The sequence below is a fragment of the Phycisphaerae bacterium genome (genome assembly GCA_018003015.1).
Taxonomy (GTDB): domain Bacteria; phylum Planctomycetota; class Phycisphaerae; order UBA1845; family PWPN01; genus JAGNEZ01.
Map to the genome: position 1 here is coordinate 206,022 of JAGNEZ010000001.1, position 16,284 is coordinate 222,305.

The following is a 16,284-nucleotide window of genomic DNA, read 5'->3' on the forward strand; positions in this document are numbered from 1 at the left end:
TCCTTTCGCAGGAGCAACTCCGTGTGGTTCCCCCGAGCTGGCAACCGCACCGGGCCGCCCCTACACCCGGCAATCCCGGCCCTCGCTCCCAGGGCGAGGCGCCGATCAAGCCGACCCGATGCATCCCGCCGTGTAGAGCCCCGGATCGAAAGCCTCGATGACGTAGTACGGTCGCTCCGCAAGCTGGCCGTCGCGAAGCGTGAAGCAGCCATGCCGCGGTCCACGGCGGTCAAATCCGTAAATCAGACAAACCTGAAACGGCAGACGGCCTCCAAAGACGGCGCGATGCCAGTCTCGATCATCCGGCGAGGGTGCCACGTTATGCCGGCTGCACGGGTGGGACGTATCGGCGCAGTGCTCGCAGGGGGGCGTCTCCAGAAACAGCACTCGGTCAAACGGGTGGCCGTGGCACTGACCGATGAAACGCTCGGCAGGGCAGGCCTCCTGCCTTCGCCGAATGACCTGCTGGATGCACGCCCATGTGACCCCGGAAAATGCGAGCCGGGCGGCCTTGGACTCGACATCCCAGAGCTTCAGACACTCCGTGATGACCACGCCGAATTCCCCAGTCTCCGGACACCGCACGGGACAGCCCAACAGGGCCGCGCCGGTCTCGATCGGCGGCTTCTCGCCGGCTCCGCGACGGGAATAGGTTTCACATCGGGCGAGGACCGCCCTCGGAAAAAAGACCGGCGCGTCCGTCGACCCATCCGCCGTCTCCGCGTACCCGTCGACTCGCTGCGCACCTTCGATGAGTCCTTTCATCGGCACCTCCAGGTATCGCAACGGCGCTTCCGCCACACTCACCCGGAAGGAGCCATCCGCCTTCGGCTCAACGCCCGGCCGCCCGTCCGCTACCCGCCGGGCATGAAGCTCGTACGCGTGGCTCGCGGCCCGCTGGGGCTCGACGCGAAACGCGATCCGGCGGGCCACGTGTCGTATCGCCGTGAGCGTGAACCGCCGCTCGGCTTCCTGTCCGGCGGGATCCTGCGAACGCAAGGAGAAGCCCGAACACCGACCGCCCTCCTCGGCGATGTGCGGCACGAGCTCCGACACGACCGCATCGAGCGGAAGCAGATGGTTGCGGCGAAGAAACGCCTCGAACCATAACTCCGATCGATGGTCAGCCAGATCCATGAACGGATCGATGTAGTCCCAGCCCGTGCTGACCGACCCGTCCTGGCGCCGCACCGCCACGTTGACCGTCAGTATCCACTTCGCCGCGCCGACCCGTCGGCCGGAACGCCCCCCGAGAGTCCTGCTCACCATGATGCGGCCTCCGAACACCTGCCATGCAGCATCCGCTGCCGAGTGCGAACCAGACGGCGTTGCGGGTGCACACCATCAGGGCATGCCCCCGCCCCGCCGCGCCCGACCCGATGTGTTCTACCCGCCCCGCGGGCCCCAGCAGCCCAGATGTGCGTTCGGCACCACCGTGAGTTCCTCCTGCTGCTCGGCCCCGACCGCCTCTCCAATGGTGGCGTTGGGGGGCACCAGCCAGGTGTCGTCCCGCCGGAGACTGACCGGTTGGTTCTCGGGGATCCCGAGCTCCCGCGCAGCCGCTCGCAGGACCCGCGCCGCGGGTGCGTCCGGCCGCACCTCGCTGAGGTTGACACGGCGGCTGCCGGTCACGTCGACAAATCTCAGGTTGAGAAGCTGCGGCCCCGCGCCGCTCGGCGCCTCCGCCGGCAATGTGACCAGATCGTCTTTCATGGGATGTACCTCCTCTCGAAACGTACGAAACCCGCCGGGATCAATTCCAACGCCTCGCTCCGCACGCGAGCGTCGGCAATCAAGGTCGCCACGGGCACTATGTTCGCGACCACGCGTCGCAAACACGTGAGACTTCGTATCAGCAGAAATGCTTCCAGAAGATCATGCTCCGCCCTGGTGAGATCCACCTCCGCATAGCAGGCGGGTGCGGTGCTGAGCCCCCAGTGGATCCGCACCAGGCGATACCGCGTCTGAGCGTCAACGAGGAAGTGGCGCAGCCATCTCCGCCGGTTCTCAGATAGATCGTCGGGGATGATCCGCAGGATCTCGAATCGAAGGGCGAGCCGGCCGCGATCGACTGTGTGCACGATTTCGCCCTGGCAAACGTGCCCGTCACAGCAGACCGTGAGGGCGTCCTTCGGCATCCACCCCTGCACGACTTCCAGCGGGGGTGGCAGCCACCGGGCCCCGGGGCGCTCGTTCTTGGCCGTCTCCAGGGCCCACAGAACCGTCGCTTTGAGGTACTCAGCATCGGCACCTCCCAATACCCCCGCCGCGGAAAGGTCGGGCAGCGGGATGTCCGCGATCAGACGCGCTGCCTCACCCTCACAAATCAGCTTCCAGGGCCCCGGGGGGCTCGTTGGCTCTAGAACATCTCCAACCTGAGAACACCCTCGTGAAACCAATGTTGCCCACATGCCATCCAAACACAGGTGAAGGCCGTTTCGTTCATAAGCCGCATGCTCGCCGGCGGAGCCATGGCCGTCGTGGACCGACCGGGCAAAGCCCATTGCCTCAATCACCGCGTCCAGCGGACACTGCAGCGCTTTCATGGCGTCGCTCCTCCACCGTATTCCACCGGGGCGAGGAACGGCGTACGATCCAGAGGCACCTGATCGCGGTGGGCCAGCCAGTATTGGGCGGCTTGCGGGTTCGCGACCCGGAGCGGATCTTCGGGGTCGATGGTGACGGTCTGCAGCTGCAGGATGGAGTAAAGCAGCAAGACCAGCTCGGCACAACCCAACGCGGCCACAGGCATCGACACGCTGGCATCACCGAGGCATAGCCCTTGGATCGGAAGCCCGCCGGGGGGGGCCGCGTTTGAATGAAAGAGCGGCGGAGCGAAAACGAGCACCGCCACACTGTCTTTGGCGCCTCGGAGACAACCGTCCGTCAGAATGATGCCGAGTTCCGCCTGATCGGCAATGTAGATTTGACCATCCGGTCGCACCGCGGGGCATTTCACCCGCAGAGCCAACGCGATGCGGAGCGCTTCGCTGGCGTCGATTGCCCTGATCACCATTCGGCCAGGCGGGGCAAGCTGGTCGAGCCTCAAGAGGTTCTTGACCTCGGCTGGCTTTCGCCGGCCCCACGGCGTGTTCCGGTCGTCAGGGCACGCTTGAACAATGTGCTCCAGGGCAACCTGTCGATCGGGACTCAACTCCATGGACCGCAGCGATGACAACCGCCGCCGAGGGTCTTGGCTGGTCATGATTCACCTACCCCTTCAGCGTCCTTCCAAGAAAGCCACGTGCCCGCTCCGTGGTGACGAATCAGTGCCCAGGACGCGCTCGTCGCCCCCAGAGTCGCGACTCGCTGATCGAGCTGAGGGCGTAACACGCTCAGCGGAACCGCGTCGAAAGTGTGAAACGAATTCGTGCGGAGCTCGGCGCCACAACGGCAGCGCCGGTTTCGGCGTTTGCTCCAGAACCGCCCGATTGACCGTGGGCCGCAACGGGGGCATTCCGCACGAACCACGTAGCGGAAATCGTCGCCAAGACCAAGCACGGCATCGCCGCCGTCGCTGCTCATGCCGGAGACCTCCAGCAGTTCGCGAATCGCATGCCCGCGAAGCGGCTTGGCGAGCGGACGACACCGCCACCGAGAATGGTCTTCGACGCAGTCTTGGTTGCGACCAAGCGGAATGACCGCGGCGTACCCGGGCCGGATGAAAGTCCCCTCCACTAGGCAACTGTTTGGCAGAGGTTGGCCCAGACGGAGGGTGACCTTGTTCATCAACAGTGCGCCCATGTGCCCCGCCAGCGCACAGAGCGCAGGAATGCTCCGCGTGACCGGTTCCTCTCGGCCGGCCTGATCCCTCTCTCCGACCATTTCGCACGAGAAGCCCGGCCCGTCGTCCGCAGCCATGCGCAGCTCCGCCGGTGTCATGTTGCACGCAGGGCAGGCATCTTGTGGGTCGCTGTTCGCGAAATACCGGATCTGGTATAGGCCGCTCGAGCCCTCGACGTTGCAGTAAATGACCGGGATGCCCAGATGCATCGCCGCCCGGGCCACATGCAGCTCCGCCGCCATCCGGTCCGTGCAACAGAAGATGAAGTCCACGCCCGCTACGCGCGTGAGGGGCAAATCCTCAAAGCCGCCAACAAAAGCATCGACCCGAGTGCTGCGGCTGACCTCAACGCAGCACTTCGCCACGTGGTCTGCCTTCCACCGGCGCAGGTCCCGCGGGAAGATCACGCTGTTCGTCAACAAGGATTCGGGCTTGTAGGGTTTCGGATCGGCAATGATAATCGCTCTCGGATCCTGCCGTGCAACGCTCAGGATGCACGGCCCCCCTACGGAGCCCGCGCCGGCGAGAATGACCTGCAACCGTCCGAGCACCCGGTCCGGATCGACGTCCGGCCGTGAGCCCGAGAAGGCCGGCATGCGGGCAACCCGCTCAGGGGCGGCCACCGCCTTGACGCGGGACAACCGCTCGAGTCTCCTGAGCCTCGGTCGGTGCTCGGCCACGACCATCACTCCTCCTCCGACGGTATCCAGATCAGCCCGGCATTCGTTCGAATCGGCTGCTGGCACACCGGGCACACGCCCGAGAGCGTCAGGCACGCGTAACCTTCGCCCTCCGCGTCAGCCGAGTCCGGTTTGGCGTTGTGAACCACCGCCGAGCAGACCGCACACTGCCAGACTTCCTGACCGGCGGAAGTCACGGTCTTGCACACCGGGCAAGTCTCGCCTGCCAGGGCTTTCCCAGCCAAACCCATGACTGGCTGCTCAAAAAGCGAAACGAACATCGGGTGGGCATCGTTGAATGCAAGCACATCCCGCATCGCCGCAATGGCCACGCGCGACACGGGCTCGCCGTTGATGCTCAGCCGCTGACCGGGTGGTAGGAGGATCAAGAGCCGCGGCGAGCGACCGCCATCGAGAAAGAGTGACTCAACGACGACGGTGTCATCTGACCACTGTGTCGCACCCCTGGCCAGGACGGCGATCTCCTGCGAATGCGTCTGCAGACACACCGGGCCATCGGACGGCAGATCGATGCGGCTCCAGGCCCAGGCCGCCCCCGACCCGCCTGCACCTTCAACCGCCTCTAAGTCCGAATCCCCGGCCGAGGTCGGCGCGGCGGAGACTTCATTTAGTAGACTAAGCCATCTTTTAGAGTGTCTCACCATTGTCTTCGGCGTCCTCCTGCGGTACCATCCCATTCTCGTGTTCGGTGTCCAGTACGCAAGGAACGGTGGCGAGAAACTTGCCTTGACACGATCGACGATGAGATCGCGGAAAGATGCGTTGAACTACAGGCGGAAACGCGGCCCGCGCACTCGGCCGGGGGGGCGTCGTCACACATCGCCCCGGTCATCTCATTCCCGGCGGGGCAAATCGCCGCCCAGAGCCGACACCACTTCTCAGCAGTCTCTAAGGCCAGGAATCGTAGCCAGCGCCTCTCCGCTGGCCGCCGTGCCCGGCCTGCGTTCGATGAACGGCGCCACGGCCGTATCGTCGACGACCTCGACCGGCACCAGAAGCCGGCGACCACGCCTCGACGAGCCAACAAGAATATCGGCACCGCGACCGGGCGGGCTGGCCTTGCTCAGAATCGTCTTGAGGAGCGAAGCGTAGCGAGCAATGGCCTCCTCCTGCGGGCCCTTGAGCTTCTTCGCAACCGGCGAAAACCGGGCCGCCAGTTCCGATGCGATCCGGGCATCCCCCATCAGGCCCCGCAAGACAGGGTCGAAGCCTTGAGCCGTGTCGGACTCCATCTGGTCACTCAACAGGAGCAGAAGGCGGTGCAGGAAGCGGGGAATCTCCTGAACAGGCCCAGATCGTTGACCGTTTGAAACCGATACGTACCCCAGCTTCTCGGGGCCGTTGGGCAGTCGCAGGGTGATGTGCCATTTCCGAACGCGGGGAGTCGTTCGGTCAGGACGCGGCAAGGCATAGAGCGTCAGGTACCCAATCAGGCAGTACACTGCGATGATGGTCAACATGGGGAGTATTCCTCCTTCCTTGTGTCGCGATGAGGCCGTCATACCGCACATACCGCACGACACCTTTCGGTCGCCTCATCCATCCGCATACCACATGCATACAGGAGCTACGTGACGTGCAACCCACTTCTCGAAGGGGCATCCTGCTCACCTTCGATATTGAATTAGATGATACCGCGCTGCCGAAAGCGCTCGCGTGTTGACGTGCGCGTTGGCGCACGCTGATCACATGCCGCCCAAAGACGTGCAGAACGAAGTTGCCGCACGCTCCGACGAACGTCGGCAACGACACGACCATGAGGAGCCACTTCGGAGTCGCCTGAGCCATACGCCGATGGAGGCCCTTCGCGCCGCAGGCAATCCGCCTCTCCCAACATCATGATTGCTCTGAGGATGCGTGCCGCAGCGACGGGCACGGATGGGCACTACCACCCCAAATCACGATGCGCCGCTGTTTGGCCGCCCGGAGTTCTTGCCATTCCGGCGAAGCGCGGCTATCAAGTAGTCTAGGAACACACCTCGACCCGGTCAGGCGCCGCATGGGGTCAGCCCTTTGGCCGGACGCGGTCGGATGCACCTCGGTCGGGATAGGAGCAGGAAGATGGCCCTTGACCTGAGCAGCCTGATCCGGTTCATTATCAGCGACGGGAAAGAGGCCCAACTCGTCCGGGCCGTCGATGACGCGGCTCGACGTCGAAGCCGGGAGGCCGGCTTTGACAACATCGACCACTACCTCGATCACATGCAGCTGCGGGGCGAGTACCGCCGCGCCGTCAGCTTGACAGCCCGCACGGTCACGGACATTGACCGGCTGGTTCATTTCATCCGACGCCTGCCGGTCCCCGTGGAGGCGATCTTCCAGGTGAGCCCCCGTTTGCCGCCGTGGGAAACCTGGGAACAGGGTTCGGTGTTCGCCGTTGTGGTGGGCGAGCGCCAAGTCCTGATTCCCGAGGTTGCCGGCGATCTGCCCCAACGCGCCGTCGGGGCCCGCGATGCCGAGGCACTCGCCGAGCTTGTCCACGGCCTCAGTGGTTTTCGGATTGAGTGTCGAGTGGAATTGCACCTGCTGCCGTCTGAATTGCCTGAGGAGCGTGCCCAGGCGCGTCTCGACGATTTGAGGAAACGACCGGAGGTTGGCGCCGTGGTCGTCCTTGGCTCGCCGGTCGTCAATCCCATGGCTGACCCGATCGCCCGCATCATGCTGGACAACCGACCTTCCGGGGAGCTCCCTGCCCGCTTCCGATGGTCGATCAAACTACCGAAGATGCCCTACCTCTCCGAGCCCCTCCCCTGTGCTCCGAACGAGCAGGGAATCGTCCTGAAAGGACATGGGCTCACCACGTATCGCCGAGACTCCGCCCCGGCGATCGCCCATGCGATCGCGAAGGACCCACATCCGCACAAGACGTTTGACGACTGCAGCATACTCATCCTCGACGTCCGCACGAGGCCCTTGCTCGTATTGTGCGCCGGCCACGGGGGCTGGGGCACCATCGTCGCGGTGCGGGCACTCAAGCACCAGTACCACATCGAGGAACGGATCAGGCACTCCTATGACCCGGCAGAGTCGATCCTTGGACGAAGCGGAGAAGGCCGCGTGTTCGCCGTCACCTGGGCCAAGCGGAAGAAGCCCCCCTCTCACGACAAGGTCGACGACCTCGTCCTCACCGACGACGCCATCAATCAGGGATGGGGATTTGCCTTCTAGCCATCCCGCTTCCCCAGGGGCCTCCTTCCCCTCGCCGTCCCGGAGGGCCGGAGGGCACCTGCCGAGCATCCTCGACAGCCTCCATCGGAACTTCATAGCCAGCGGACCCGACTCGACGAGCCGATGATGGACTTGATCACCGTAGAGCAGCCAGAGGCGGCCCCAACCCCGCTCGCCGCGAGGGTGCGTCGCTGCGCTTAGGGCGGGGAGCGGAACCGGTGCCGTCGTTGCCGTACGTGCCGCTGAGCCTCCGTCAGCCGTCTGCCACCTTCGCCGCGGTCTTGGATCGCGACAATCGACCGGCCAAGCCCTGAAGAACAGCGTAAAACACCGGGGTCAGCAGCAGGCCACAGATCGTCACCCCGAGCATGCCGGCCAGCACCGCGATGCCGAGAGTCCGCCGCATCTCCATCCCCGCGCCCGTAGCCGTCGCGAGCGGAACGACCCCGAGAATGAAGGCAAACGAAGTCATCAGGATCGGACGCAGCCGCAGTCGCGACGCCTCCACCGCGGCATCTCTCGGCGGCTTGCCGTGCTCATGCTGCTGCTTGGCGAACTCCACGATCAGCACTGCGTTCTTGCACGCCAGACCAACCAGGACCACGAATCCGATCTGGACAAAAATGTTGTTGGAGATCCCGAAGTATGAAACCCCCAGCAGGGCGAACGAAATGCTCAACGGCGCGATCAGGATGATCGCCAGGGGCAGCAGCCAGCTCTCATATTCGGCCGAGTGAGTCAGGAACACGAACAAAACGCACAGCGGGAAGATGAACACCGCTGTGTTTCCAGCCAGAATCTCCAGGTAGGTCAATTCCGTCCACTCCGCCTTCATCGAGGGAGGAAGCTCCTCGGCCGCAAGTTGCTCCATGATCTCGATCGCCTGACCGGAGCTGAAACCTGACTGTGTAGCCCCGTTGATCGATGCCGCGGGAAACATGTTGTACCGATTGATCATGACCGGGCCGCTGGTTTCCTCGACCTTGGCCACTGCTCCGAGAGGTACCATGTTGCCGGTGGCGTTGCGGACCTTGAGCTGAGCGACGTCTTCCGGCCGGCTGCGGAAGGAGGAGTCGGCCTGGATATTGACCTGCCAGGTGCGATCGAACTGGTTGAAATCGTTCACGTAGAGCCCGCCCAGATTGGCCTGGAGGGTGTTGAACACGTGGTTCAGGGGCACGCCCAGCGTCTTGCACTTGACCCGATCCACATCGACATAAAGCTGTGGAGTATTCGCCCGGAACATCGAGGACACGCCGGCCAGACCCGGTTGCTGGTTGGCCCTGGCGACCAGGTTGTCCGTCTGCTCCTGCAGAGCCGCCAGCCCATTGCTGCCTCGGTCCTGGAGCATGATCTTGAAGCCGCCGGCCGTGCCCAGCCCATCGACCGGGGGAGCCCCGAACACGCCTACCATCGCGTCCTGAACCTCGACAAAAAAGGTCCTCCGCAGCTTCATGGCGATGACCTCCGAGTACAGCTCACGGCCAGGGCGGTTCTCGAAGTCATCCAGAACGATGAACAGCGAGCCGAAATTAGAGCCGTTCGCCCCCAAAAGGAACGACTGGCCCGCAACGGCCACGGTGTGCTTGACCCCCTTGGTGCCACGGACGATCGCGTCCACCCGGGCCATGACGTCCTGGGTGCGCTGAAGCGAGGCCGAGTCCGGCAACTGCACACTGGCGATCAGGTACCCCTTGTCCTGCGTGGGAATAAAGCCGGTCGGCACGGTCACCAACCCGTGGTAGGTCGCATAGAGCAGGCAGCCGAACGCCAGCAGAGCCACGACCGCGCCTCGAATCACGAATCGCACCGTATGCCCGTAGCCGGCGGTCATCCATCCGAACATCCAGTTGAAGCCCTTGAAGAACCAACCCAGAGTCAGGTTCATGACCCGGGTCAGGATGTCCCGCTGCTGATCGCGCGGCTTGAGCAGGAGCGCCGCCAGCGCCGGGCTCAACGTCAGCGAATTGAACGCCGAGATCAGCGTCGAGGTGGCGATTGTCAGGGCGAATTGCCGGTAGAACTGCCCGCTGATCCCGCTGATGAAGGCCGTCGGGATGAACACCGCACTCAGACCGAACGCAATGGCGATCACCGCAACGGTCACTTCCTCCATCGATCGGTACGCCGCTTCCCTGGGTGACAGGCCGTGTTCGATCCAGCGTTCCACGTTCTCGACCACCACGATGGCATCATCAACCACCACGCCAATCGCAAGCACCAGCCCGAACAGGGAGAGGTTGTTGAGGCTGAAGCCCAGCAGAGCCATCACCGCGAACGTACCGACCAGCGACACGGGCACAGCGATCAGTGGAATCAGCGTGGAACGCCAGTTCTGGAGGAAAACGAGAACGACGATCGCCACCAGGATGAAGGCGTCGCGGAGGGCTTTCCCGACTTCGTGGATGGACTCGCGGACGAAAGGCGTCGTGTCGTAGACGATCGAATAGTCGAGGCCCTCCGGGAAACCCTTCTTGAGTTCCTCCATCTTCGCCCGGAGCCGGTCGGCCGTGGCCAGGGCATTCGAGCCGGGCGACTGGAAGATCGCAAGCCCCACGCTGGGCTTGCCGTCCAGCGAGCAGGACTGGTCCTGGCTCTTGGCTCCCAGTTCAATCTCGGCGATGTCGCGGAGGCGGCTGATCTGGCCCGAGGATCCGGTCTTCACGATGATCTCGCCGAACTGCTCGGGATCGGTCAGCCGGCCAAGAGTGCTCATCGTGTACTGGAAATCCTGGCGGTGCTTGACGGGCGGCTGGCCGATCTGACCCGCAGCCACCTGTACGTTCTGCTCCTTCAGGGCGCTGGTCACGTCGTCGGCAGTCAGGTTGCGGGCGGCCAGCTTCTCCGGATCAAGCCAGACCCGCATGCTGTAGTCCTGCTGACCGAAGAGCGTGACGTCACCGACGCCGTCCAGACGAGCTAAGTGATCCTTGATTTGCGTTGTCGCATAGTTGCTCAGATAAAGCTGATCGTAGCGTCCATCGGGCGACAACAGGTTGACCACCAGAAGGACGCTCGGGCTCTTCTTCTTCGTGGTCACGCCCGTTTGCTTGACGACGTCCGGCAGCACCGGCAACGCCAGGGACACGCGGTTCTGCACCAGCACCTGGGCCATATCCAGATTGGTGCCCAGCTTGAAAGTCACGGTGAGCGAGTACACGCCGTCGTTGGTGCACTGCGAGGACATGTAAAGCATGTTCTCCACGCCGTTCACCTGCTGCTCGATGGGGGCGGCGATGGTCTCCGCCACCACCCTCGCGTTCGCGCCGGGATAGGCACAGGAAACCTGCACCGTCGGGGGGGCGATCTCAGGGTACTGGGCGATGGGCAGCGTCGTGAAGGCCGCGACGCCCGCAATAGTGATGACGATCGAGAGCACCGCGGCAAAGATCGGTCGATCGATGAAGAAACGCGAGATCACAGGCTGCCCTCCGTCACTGTACGGGGTGGGTGGTTGCTCGCTCCACAGTGGGCCCGCTGGCCGCGGCGGGCCGGGTGCCAGTATCCACAAAGGCCTCCATCGACGCCCGTTGAACGTTGACTCTCACACCCGGTTTCGCCCGCTGGATGCCGTTGACGATGACCCAGTCACCCTCGGATACGCCATGAGTCACCACACGCATCCCATTCTCCAGCGCCCCCACCTGCACGCGGCGGTACTCGACAGTCTCGTTGTTGGCTACGAGCAAATAACGCTGCCCCTGGTCAAATCCCATCGCCCGCTCCGCGACCATCAGCACGGGGCGAGGTACGCTGACCGGAATCCGCACCCGAACAAACAGCCCGCCCATGAGGCTGCCGTCATTGACAAACCTGCCGCGGACCTCTTGTGTGCCCGTGCTGCTGTCCATCTGGGGCGCCCAGTAGTCGATCGTGCCTTCGTGCGGGTGGCCTTTCTCATTCATCAGTCCCACGAAGACCCGGAGCCTGTCTTTCGGAATCTCCTTGTCCGCCGCCAGATTCGGGCGCGACCGCCGGAGTCTCAGCACGTCCGCCTCGCTCAGGTTGAAGTAGGCGTACACGATGCTGTCATCAACGATTGTGGCCAACTTGGTCTGACTGGGGTCGATCAGCGCCCCCACGCCGGGGACGTTCCGGCTCACGCGGCCGTCCAGCGGGGCCAGGATCCGCGTATACGCCAGGCTGTGCTCAGCGGCGTCCACCCGGGCCGTGGCCAAGTCGATCGAGGCCTTGAGGCGATCCCGATCCGCCCGCTGCTGAATGACTTCCAGCTCGCTGACCGACCGTGACTTGAAAGCATCCTCCAGGCGCGCGAGCTTCGCCTCTGCGAAGGCGTGCTCCGTCTTGGCTACTTCGAGGTGGGCCTTCGCCTGGGCCAGTTGGTCCTCATACGGACGCGGATCGATCTGGAAGAGCAAGGTCCCCTTCTTGACCATCGCTCGCGGTTGGTAGTTGACGCTCTGCAGGTAACCCCCGACCTGGGCCCGCAATTCGATCTCCTCCTTGCTCGTGGTCGTCCCGGTTGCCTCGATCGTGTCAGTGAACATCCGTGTCACCGGCTGGGCAATCGTGACGTTCGGCGGAGGCGCAGGCACGCTCGTTGGCTTGCGGCGCTCACACCCATGGATCGCAGCGCCAAAAAGCAGGGCCATGGTGATCGTCCACGCTCGGATTGCCGCTGGCTGACTCATCCCAACGTCCCCTGGAGTGTTCTCCGAATGCCAATCAACCGACTTGTCCCCCATGGCCTTGGCCGGCTACGCCGCCGGGCCGGGGTCCGCTATTGTACCAGCACCCCCACCCGTCACGCCCGCCTTAATTTCAGATCTTTTCGGCCTGCGGTCTGAAACGACCTTGATCCACTTTGGATGGTACAGATGGCCCTTGCTCGCGGAACAACACATGACCCTCAACGCGAGCCTGCGGACTGAATCGCCTGCCGCCTTCAGCGCCCCGTCCAGGAAATCCGCGCTGAGCTTCCCCGGTTCGGGCTCCAACTCGCCCCACGCCCGGCAGGCGCAGTGAGCGGTCGAAAAACTGCCTCTGTGAACCCGCTGTTCATGGCCCGCCTGCGCCGGTCCCGTCAGCCCGCTCACAGACCACAGGTCATGATAGGCCCAAACCCGCGGGTGTCGAGGCTGGGTGCACGCTTGCCAGGAAGATGACGAGTCTCGCCTCCGCGCCTTTCACCATGCAGACTCTCCATCGGTGACCCTGAAGACAGCTCATCCCCCCGGCGTGGTCTGCGGCCATGTCTGCTCTATTGCCTGTCGCAGGTCGCGTGAACTTCCGCGATACCGAGCAATGGCGGCTCCGTCCCACAGCTGCTGCGGTCACCCCAGATGATCGTGGCCCCCGCACTCTTGAGCTGGTTCATCAGATCGCACTGGGTCGTCGAGCCGGCATCCGGGTCACAATTCGTATCGATCGGGCAGCACGTGACGTCGATCGAGGGTCGGTTGGCAAGAAACGTGGCCCCGATCAGACCCGACAGGCTGTTGATGGGATTCTCCGTCAACCGAAGCGCCCTCAGGTTCGGTAATCCGGTCACACCGGCATAGCCGCTGATGTCATTGTGCGTTGCGTTGAGCGTTTGCAGCGCGGTCAGCCCTGCCACGGGTGCCAGGCTGGTGATCGAGTTGCCGCTGCACCCAAGCCACTTCAGTTTGGCCATGCTCTGAACGCCGTTGAGACTGGTGATCGCCTTGTTCTGCTGCCAATCCACCTTGAGCGTCTCCAGGCGGGTCAAACCCGACAGCGACGAAATGCTCCCGATGAAGTTGTGCATCACATCCAGCGACTTGAGCGAAGTCATCGGCGCCAGGGGCGCAACGGACCGGATCTTGTTGTCCACCATGTACAGGTTTTCCAGCATGGTCAGTTCGGCCAGCGGCGACAGGTCCTCGACCTCATTCGACAACAGGTTCAGCGTCTTGAGATTCGTGCAACCCTGAATCCCGGCGAGCGTCCGAATACCCACGTTCATCGCCTCGAGGTAGGTCACACGCCCCAGGTCAGCCGAGGTCAGTTCGGCGTCGTCAGCCAGCCCGAGTTGCCGGCGAATCGCGCCCGCCAGACAGGGATCCATCGCCTCGGGTTTCTCCCAGAGAATCAGGTCCCCGTTGCCCTTGGCATGAAGACGCACAGTCACGGTGATCGGATTGCCGTTCGCGTCTTCGTCCTGACGGGCGTATTGATGCGGAGCGGAGCGGTACCAGGCGCGAAGGTCGACGGGGGTGTCGAGCGCGGTGTTGCCCAGGGCGTTGTACATCTCCTCGGCCCAGGCGACGTTTTTCTTCGTGCTCACCACCCAGCTCATGCTCAGTGCCGCCTGAGCGTGTCCCGCCTCCACGATCTTGTCCTGGAAATCGGCCCGGTAGCTGTGGCAGAAGCCCAGATACACCAGGCTCTTGCTCTGACTGAGGTCATTGTATTGGGTGAGAAAATCCGCGCTGATCACATAAACGGGCTTGCGCGTGTTCTGATCGAGATAGGGGGTTCGGACGTAGCCGACCTTGTGCGGCACGAGGTCCCGGCTTCGCATGAAGGCCAGACTCTTCGGCGTTGCGATGTGGCCGGTCATGACGTACACGCGTTGGGCGTTGTGCTTGCTGGGCCACGCCAATCCATGCGAGTAGATGTGCACGATGCCGTAGTCGCTCAAGTGCATGAACTTGGCAATCCTGCATTGCTCGTCCTTGTAGACGACGAAGTCGTCGAAGCCACACTCCCGGAACCGCGTGTTTGCCGTGGCGATCAGATGGTCGGTGAGCGGCTGTCGCTCCCAGTAGTGCGGATTGAGCAGGATCGTCTTTTTGGACTCGACGAGGTCGGGCGACTTCATCGTTCGTGAGGTCTTCGCCGGCAGGAAGTCGGACCCGTCAGCGACGTCGCCGCCGCCGTCGACCATTCCAGGCGGGTCGTCGTCCTCCAGATTAAGGGCGATTCCCGTCTCTGTTCCGTCGGTGTACTTGATGGCGATCCCGAAACTGCTGGCCTGAGCCCACTCGACAGCAGGGTTGCCGCTCAGCCTGTTGACGACCTCTGCCTTGGCCGCCTCCTCGTCCCCCGTAGTCGCCAGCAGGGACTGCAGGTCTTCATCCGCCTCAGCCAGAGTGGCCAGGCTGGCCTCTGCTTCCGCCTCTTGAGCCGCTGTCACATCGGAGAGGCTGCCACCCAGTGCTTCTGCTAGCTCCCGATCTGCTTCCACCGGGTTGCCGGGCAGATCGACGGGAGGACCGTTCGCCTCCTGTGGAGCACATGCCTGGCCCAGGAGGCAGAGTAGGACAAGAGCACACAACGGCCACCAGCGTTTGGCGCATCCCACAATCATCACTGAGCTCCTTTCTCGCAGAATCAACTCCCTCGCAGAGGTGTCTTGTTACCCCACTTCGTGGCCCTGACTCTATTCTATCAAAATCGGCCAACAAAATGAACCTCTAAGTTGTGACCCACCAGCGGTAGTTGCGGAGGCCCATCATGACCGCTGGCAACGACGAATTGAAACGGAGACCCCCCAACCATCCGTCACAGCATCCTCGACCACAGGGTGACGACCCGGGGGGAGCCAGCTATACTGTCGCCGGCTAGATCCCTTCCTTGGTGAGCACGCCCGCACGAGGATCGGGCAAGAGGAGCCCAGACCGCCCCCAGCTCGCCCGGAAGGCCGCCCAGCACCCCGTCCCGGCCCGGTCGGCGGCCAGTACCGCGCATCCGGCGCCGCGATGGGCGCGACTGAACCAGCCTCGGGGCGAGCGGAGGATCTCCATGGCCGCTAACCCCAAACGCGCATGAGCCGGCCGGTGGCGGAACCGGCCGAGATCATCGGGAAGACCTCGGACAAAGAGAAAAAGGGGCCGCAATGAAGCTCTCTGCGTGCATCCGTCGTTCGCTTGGCATTCTTGTCCTGGTAGCCGCAGCCTCTGGGGCCGGTTCGGGTTGCCGCGTAACAACGCCTGGCGATCGTCAAGAAGACGCACGGACCGGCGAGGCCCACCCGACGCTGAGCGTCGCAATCGTCGGGGACTCGACGGTAGCCGACTACGCGGACAGTTCTGACAGACGCGGCTGGGGCCAGATGCTCCCCCCGTTCTTCACCGAGAATGTCCGTTTCACCAACTTCGCTCGCAGCGGTCGTAGCTCGAAGAGTTTCATCAGGGAAGGTCTGTGGGCAAAGGTGTTGGCCGCCAAGCCGGACTATGTTCTCATTCAGTTCGGCCACAACGATTGCCCCGGGAAAGGAGAACGATCCACCGATCCTGCGGGCGATTTTCAGGATTACCTGCGCCGCTACATCGACGACAGCCGATCAATCGGTGCGACACCCATCCTGACTACGCCGGTGACGCGGAGGAACTTTGGCTCGGATGGCCGGATCCGCACCACCTTGACACCGTACAGTGATGCGATGAAGAAAGTGGCCTCCCAGAAACACGTGGACCTGGTCGATCTGCATGCCGAAAGCATCGCGCTGCTCAATCGGTTGGGCGACGCAGGCAGCGCTCACCTGAACTGCAGCCCCAAAGACCACACCCATTGGTCGCCGGAAGGGGCCCGCGTGATGGCTGAGATCGTCGCCCGGGCTTTGCCGCCCGATGGATTGGGACGATATGCACGCGTCCGGCCGCCATCGCGCCGGTAACGCCAAACGGCGATTGCCCAGCGAGGACC

The 16,284-nt window shown here is 63.6% G+C and carries 12 protein-coding genes; 2 read left to right on the top strand and 10 right to left on the bottom strand.

Going from position 1 to position 16,284, the window contains the following annotated elements; genetic code table 11:
• Positions 1-105 precede the first annotated feature (105 nt).
• From KA354_00710 to KA354_00740, 7 genes are all read right to left on the bottom strand, one after another.
• A complete protein-coding gene (locus KA354_00710; protein MBP7933139.1) occupies positions 106-1,269 on the bottom strand; it encodes a hypothetical protein in 1,164 nt (387 codons plus the stop codon).
• Between the two features lie 117 nt (positions 1,270-1,386).
• Entirely contained in the window at positions 1,387-1,713 is a 327-nt protein-coding gene (locus KA354_00715; GenBank protein MBP7933140.1) for a hypothetical protein, read from the bottom strand.
• A complete protein-coding gene (locus tag KA354_00720; protein MBP7933141.1) occupies positions 1,710-2,546 on the bottom strand; it encodes a hypothetical protein in 837 nt (278 codons plus the stop codon). The genes KA354_00715 and KA354_00720 overlap by 4 nt, the downstream gene beginning before the upstream one ends.
• On the bottom strand, positions 2,543-3,205 hold the full coding sequence (locus tag KA354_00725) for a hypothetical protein (protein MBP7933142.1): 663 nt from the start codon (positions 3,203-3,205) through the stop codon (positions 2,543-2,545). The genes KA354_00720 and KA354_00725 overlap by 4 nt, the downstream gene beginning before the upstream one ends.
• Complete coding sequence (locus KA354_00730) at positions 3,202-4,464, bottom strand: ThiF family adenylyltransferase (GenBank protein ID MBP7933143.1); 1,263 nt, start codon at positions 4,462-4,464, stop codon at positions 3,202-3,204. The genes KA354_00725 and KA354_00730 overlap by 4 nt, the downstream gene beginning before the upstream one ends.
• A 5-nt stretch (positions 4,465-4,469) precedes the next feature.
• Positions 4,470-5,129 (bottom strand): hypothetical protein, encoded by a 660-nt coding sequence (locus tag KA354_00735; GenBank protein ID MBP7933144.1) that lies wholly within the window; start codon positions 5,127-5,129, stop codon positions 4,470-4,472.
• A gap of 234 nt (positions 5,130-5,363) precedes the next feature.
• A complete protein-coding gene (locus KA354_00740) occupies positions 5,364-5,945 on the bottom strand; it encodes a hypothetical protein (GenBank protein ID MBP7933145.1) in 582 nt (193 codons plus the stop codon).
• Between the two features lie 601 nt (positions 5,946-6,546).
• On the opposite strand from KA354_00740, the gene KA354_00745 reads away from it, so the two are divergent.
• Positions 6,547-7,653: a hypothetical protein gene (locus KA354_00745; protein ID MBP7933146.1), complete on the top strand. Its 1,107-nt coding sequence runs from the start codon at positions 6,547-6,549 to the stop codon at positions 7,651-7,653.
• A 253-nt stretch (positions 7,654-7,906) separates the two neighbouring features.
• Here KA354_00745 and KA354_00750 read toward each other — a convergent pair whose 3' ends face one another.
• From KA354_00750 to KA354_00760, 3 genes are all read right to left on the bottom strand, one after another.
• Positions 7,907-11,074, bottom strand: coding sequence for an efflux RND transporter permease subunit (locus KA354_00750; GenBank protein MBP7933147.1), 3,168 nt, complete (start codon positions 11,072-11,074; stop codon positions 7,907-7,909).
• A gap of 13 nt (positions 11,075-11,087) precedes the next feature.
• A complete protein-coding gene (locus tag KA354_00755; protein MBP7933148.1) occupies positions 11,088-12,305 on the bottom strand; it encodes an efflux RND transporter periplasmic adaptor subunit in 1,218 nt (405 codons plus the stop codon).
• Between the two features lie 569 nt (positions 12,306-12,874).
• Positions 12,875-14,947, bottom strand: coding sequence for a hypothetical protein (locus KA354_00760; protein MBP7933149.1), 2,073 nt, complete (start codon positions 14,945-14,947; stop codon positions 12,875-12,877).
• 528 nt (positions 14,948-15,475) lie between these two features.
• Here KA354_00760 and KA354_00765 point away from each other — a divergent pair.
• Positions 15,476-16,255, top strand: a complete 780-nt coding sequence (locus KA354_00765) for a rhamnogalacturonan acetylesterase (protein MBP7933150.1) — start codon at positions 15,476-15,478, stop codon at positions 16,253-16,255.
• Positions 16,256-16,284: the final 29 nt, after the last annotated feature.

Bases quoted from the DNA above. Each gene is read 5' to 3' on its own strand.
- KA354_00710 (MBP7933139.1), bottom strand. From the start codon at position 1,269: ATGGTGAGCAGGACTCTCGGGGGGCGTTCCGGCCGACGGGTCGGCGCG.
- KA354_00715 (MBP7933140.1), bottom strand. From the start codon at position 1,713: ATGAAAGACGATCTGGTCACATTGCCGGCGGAGGCGCCGAGCGGCGCG.
- KA354_00720 (MBP7933141.1), bottom strand. From the start codon at position 2,546: ATGAAAGCGCTGCAGTGTCCGCTGGACGCGGTGATTGAGGCAATGGGC.
- KA354_00725 (MBP7933142.1), bottom strand. From the start codon at position 3,205: ATGACCAGCCAAGACCCTCGGCGGCGGTTGTCATCGCTGCGGTCCATG.
- KA354_00735 (MBP7933144.1), bottom strand. From the start codon at position 5,129: ATGGTGAGACACTCTAAAAGATGGCTTAGTCTACTAAATGAAGTCTCC.
- KA354_00740 (MBP7933145.1), bottom strand. From the start codon at position 5,945: ATGTTGACCATCATCGCAGTGTACTGCCTGATTGGGTACCTGACGCTC.
- KA354_00745 (MBP7933146.1), top strand. From the start codon at position 6,547: ATGGCCCTTGACCTGAGCAGCCTGATCCGGTTCATTATCAGCGACGGG.
- KA354_00755 (MBP7933148.1), bottom strand. From the start codon at position 12,305: ATGAGTCAGCCAGCGGCAATCCGAGCGTGGACGATCACCATGGCCCTG.
- KA354_00760 (MBP7933149.1), bottom strand. From the start codon at position 14,947: ATGATTGTGGGATGCGCCAAACGCTGGTGGCCGTTGTGTGCTCTTGTC.
- KA354_00765 (MBP7933150.1), top strand. From the start codon at position 15,476: ATGAAGCTCTCTGCGTGCATCCGTCGTTCGCTTGGCATTCTTGTCCTG.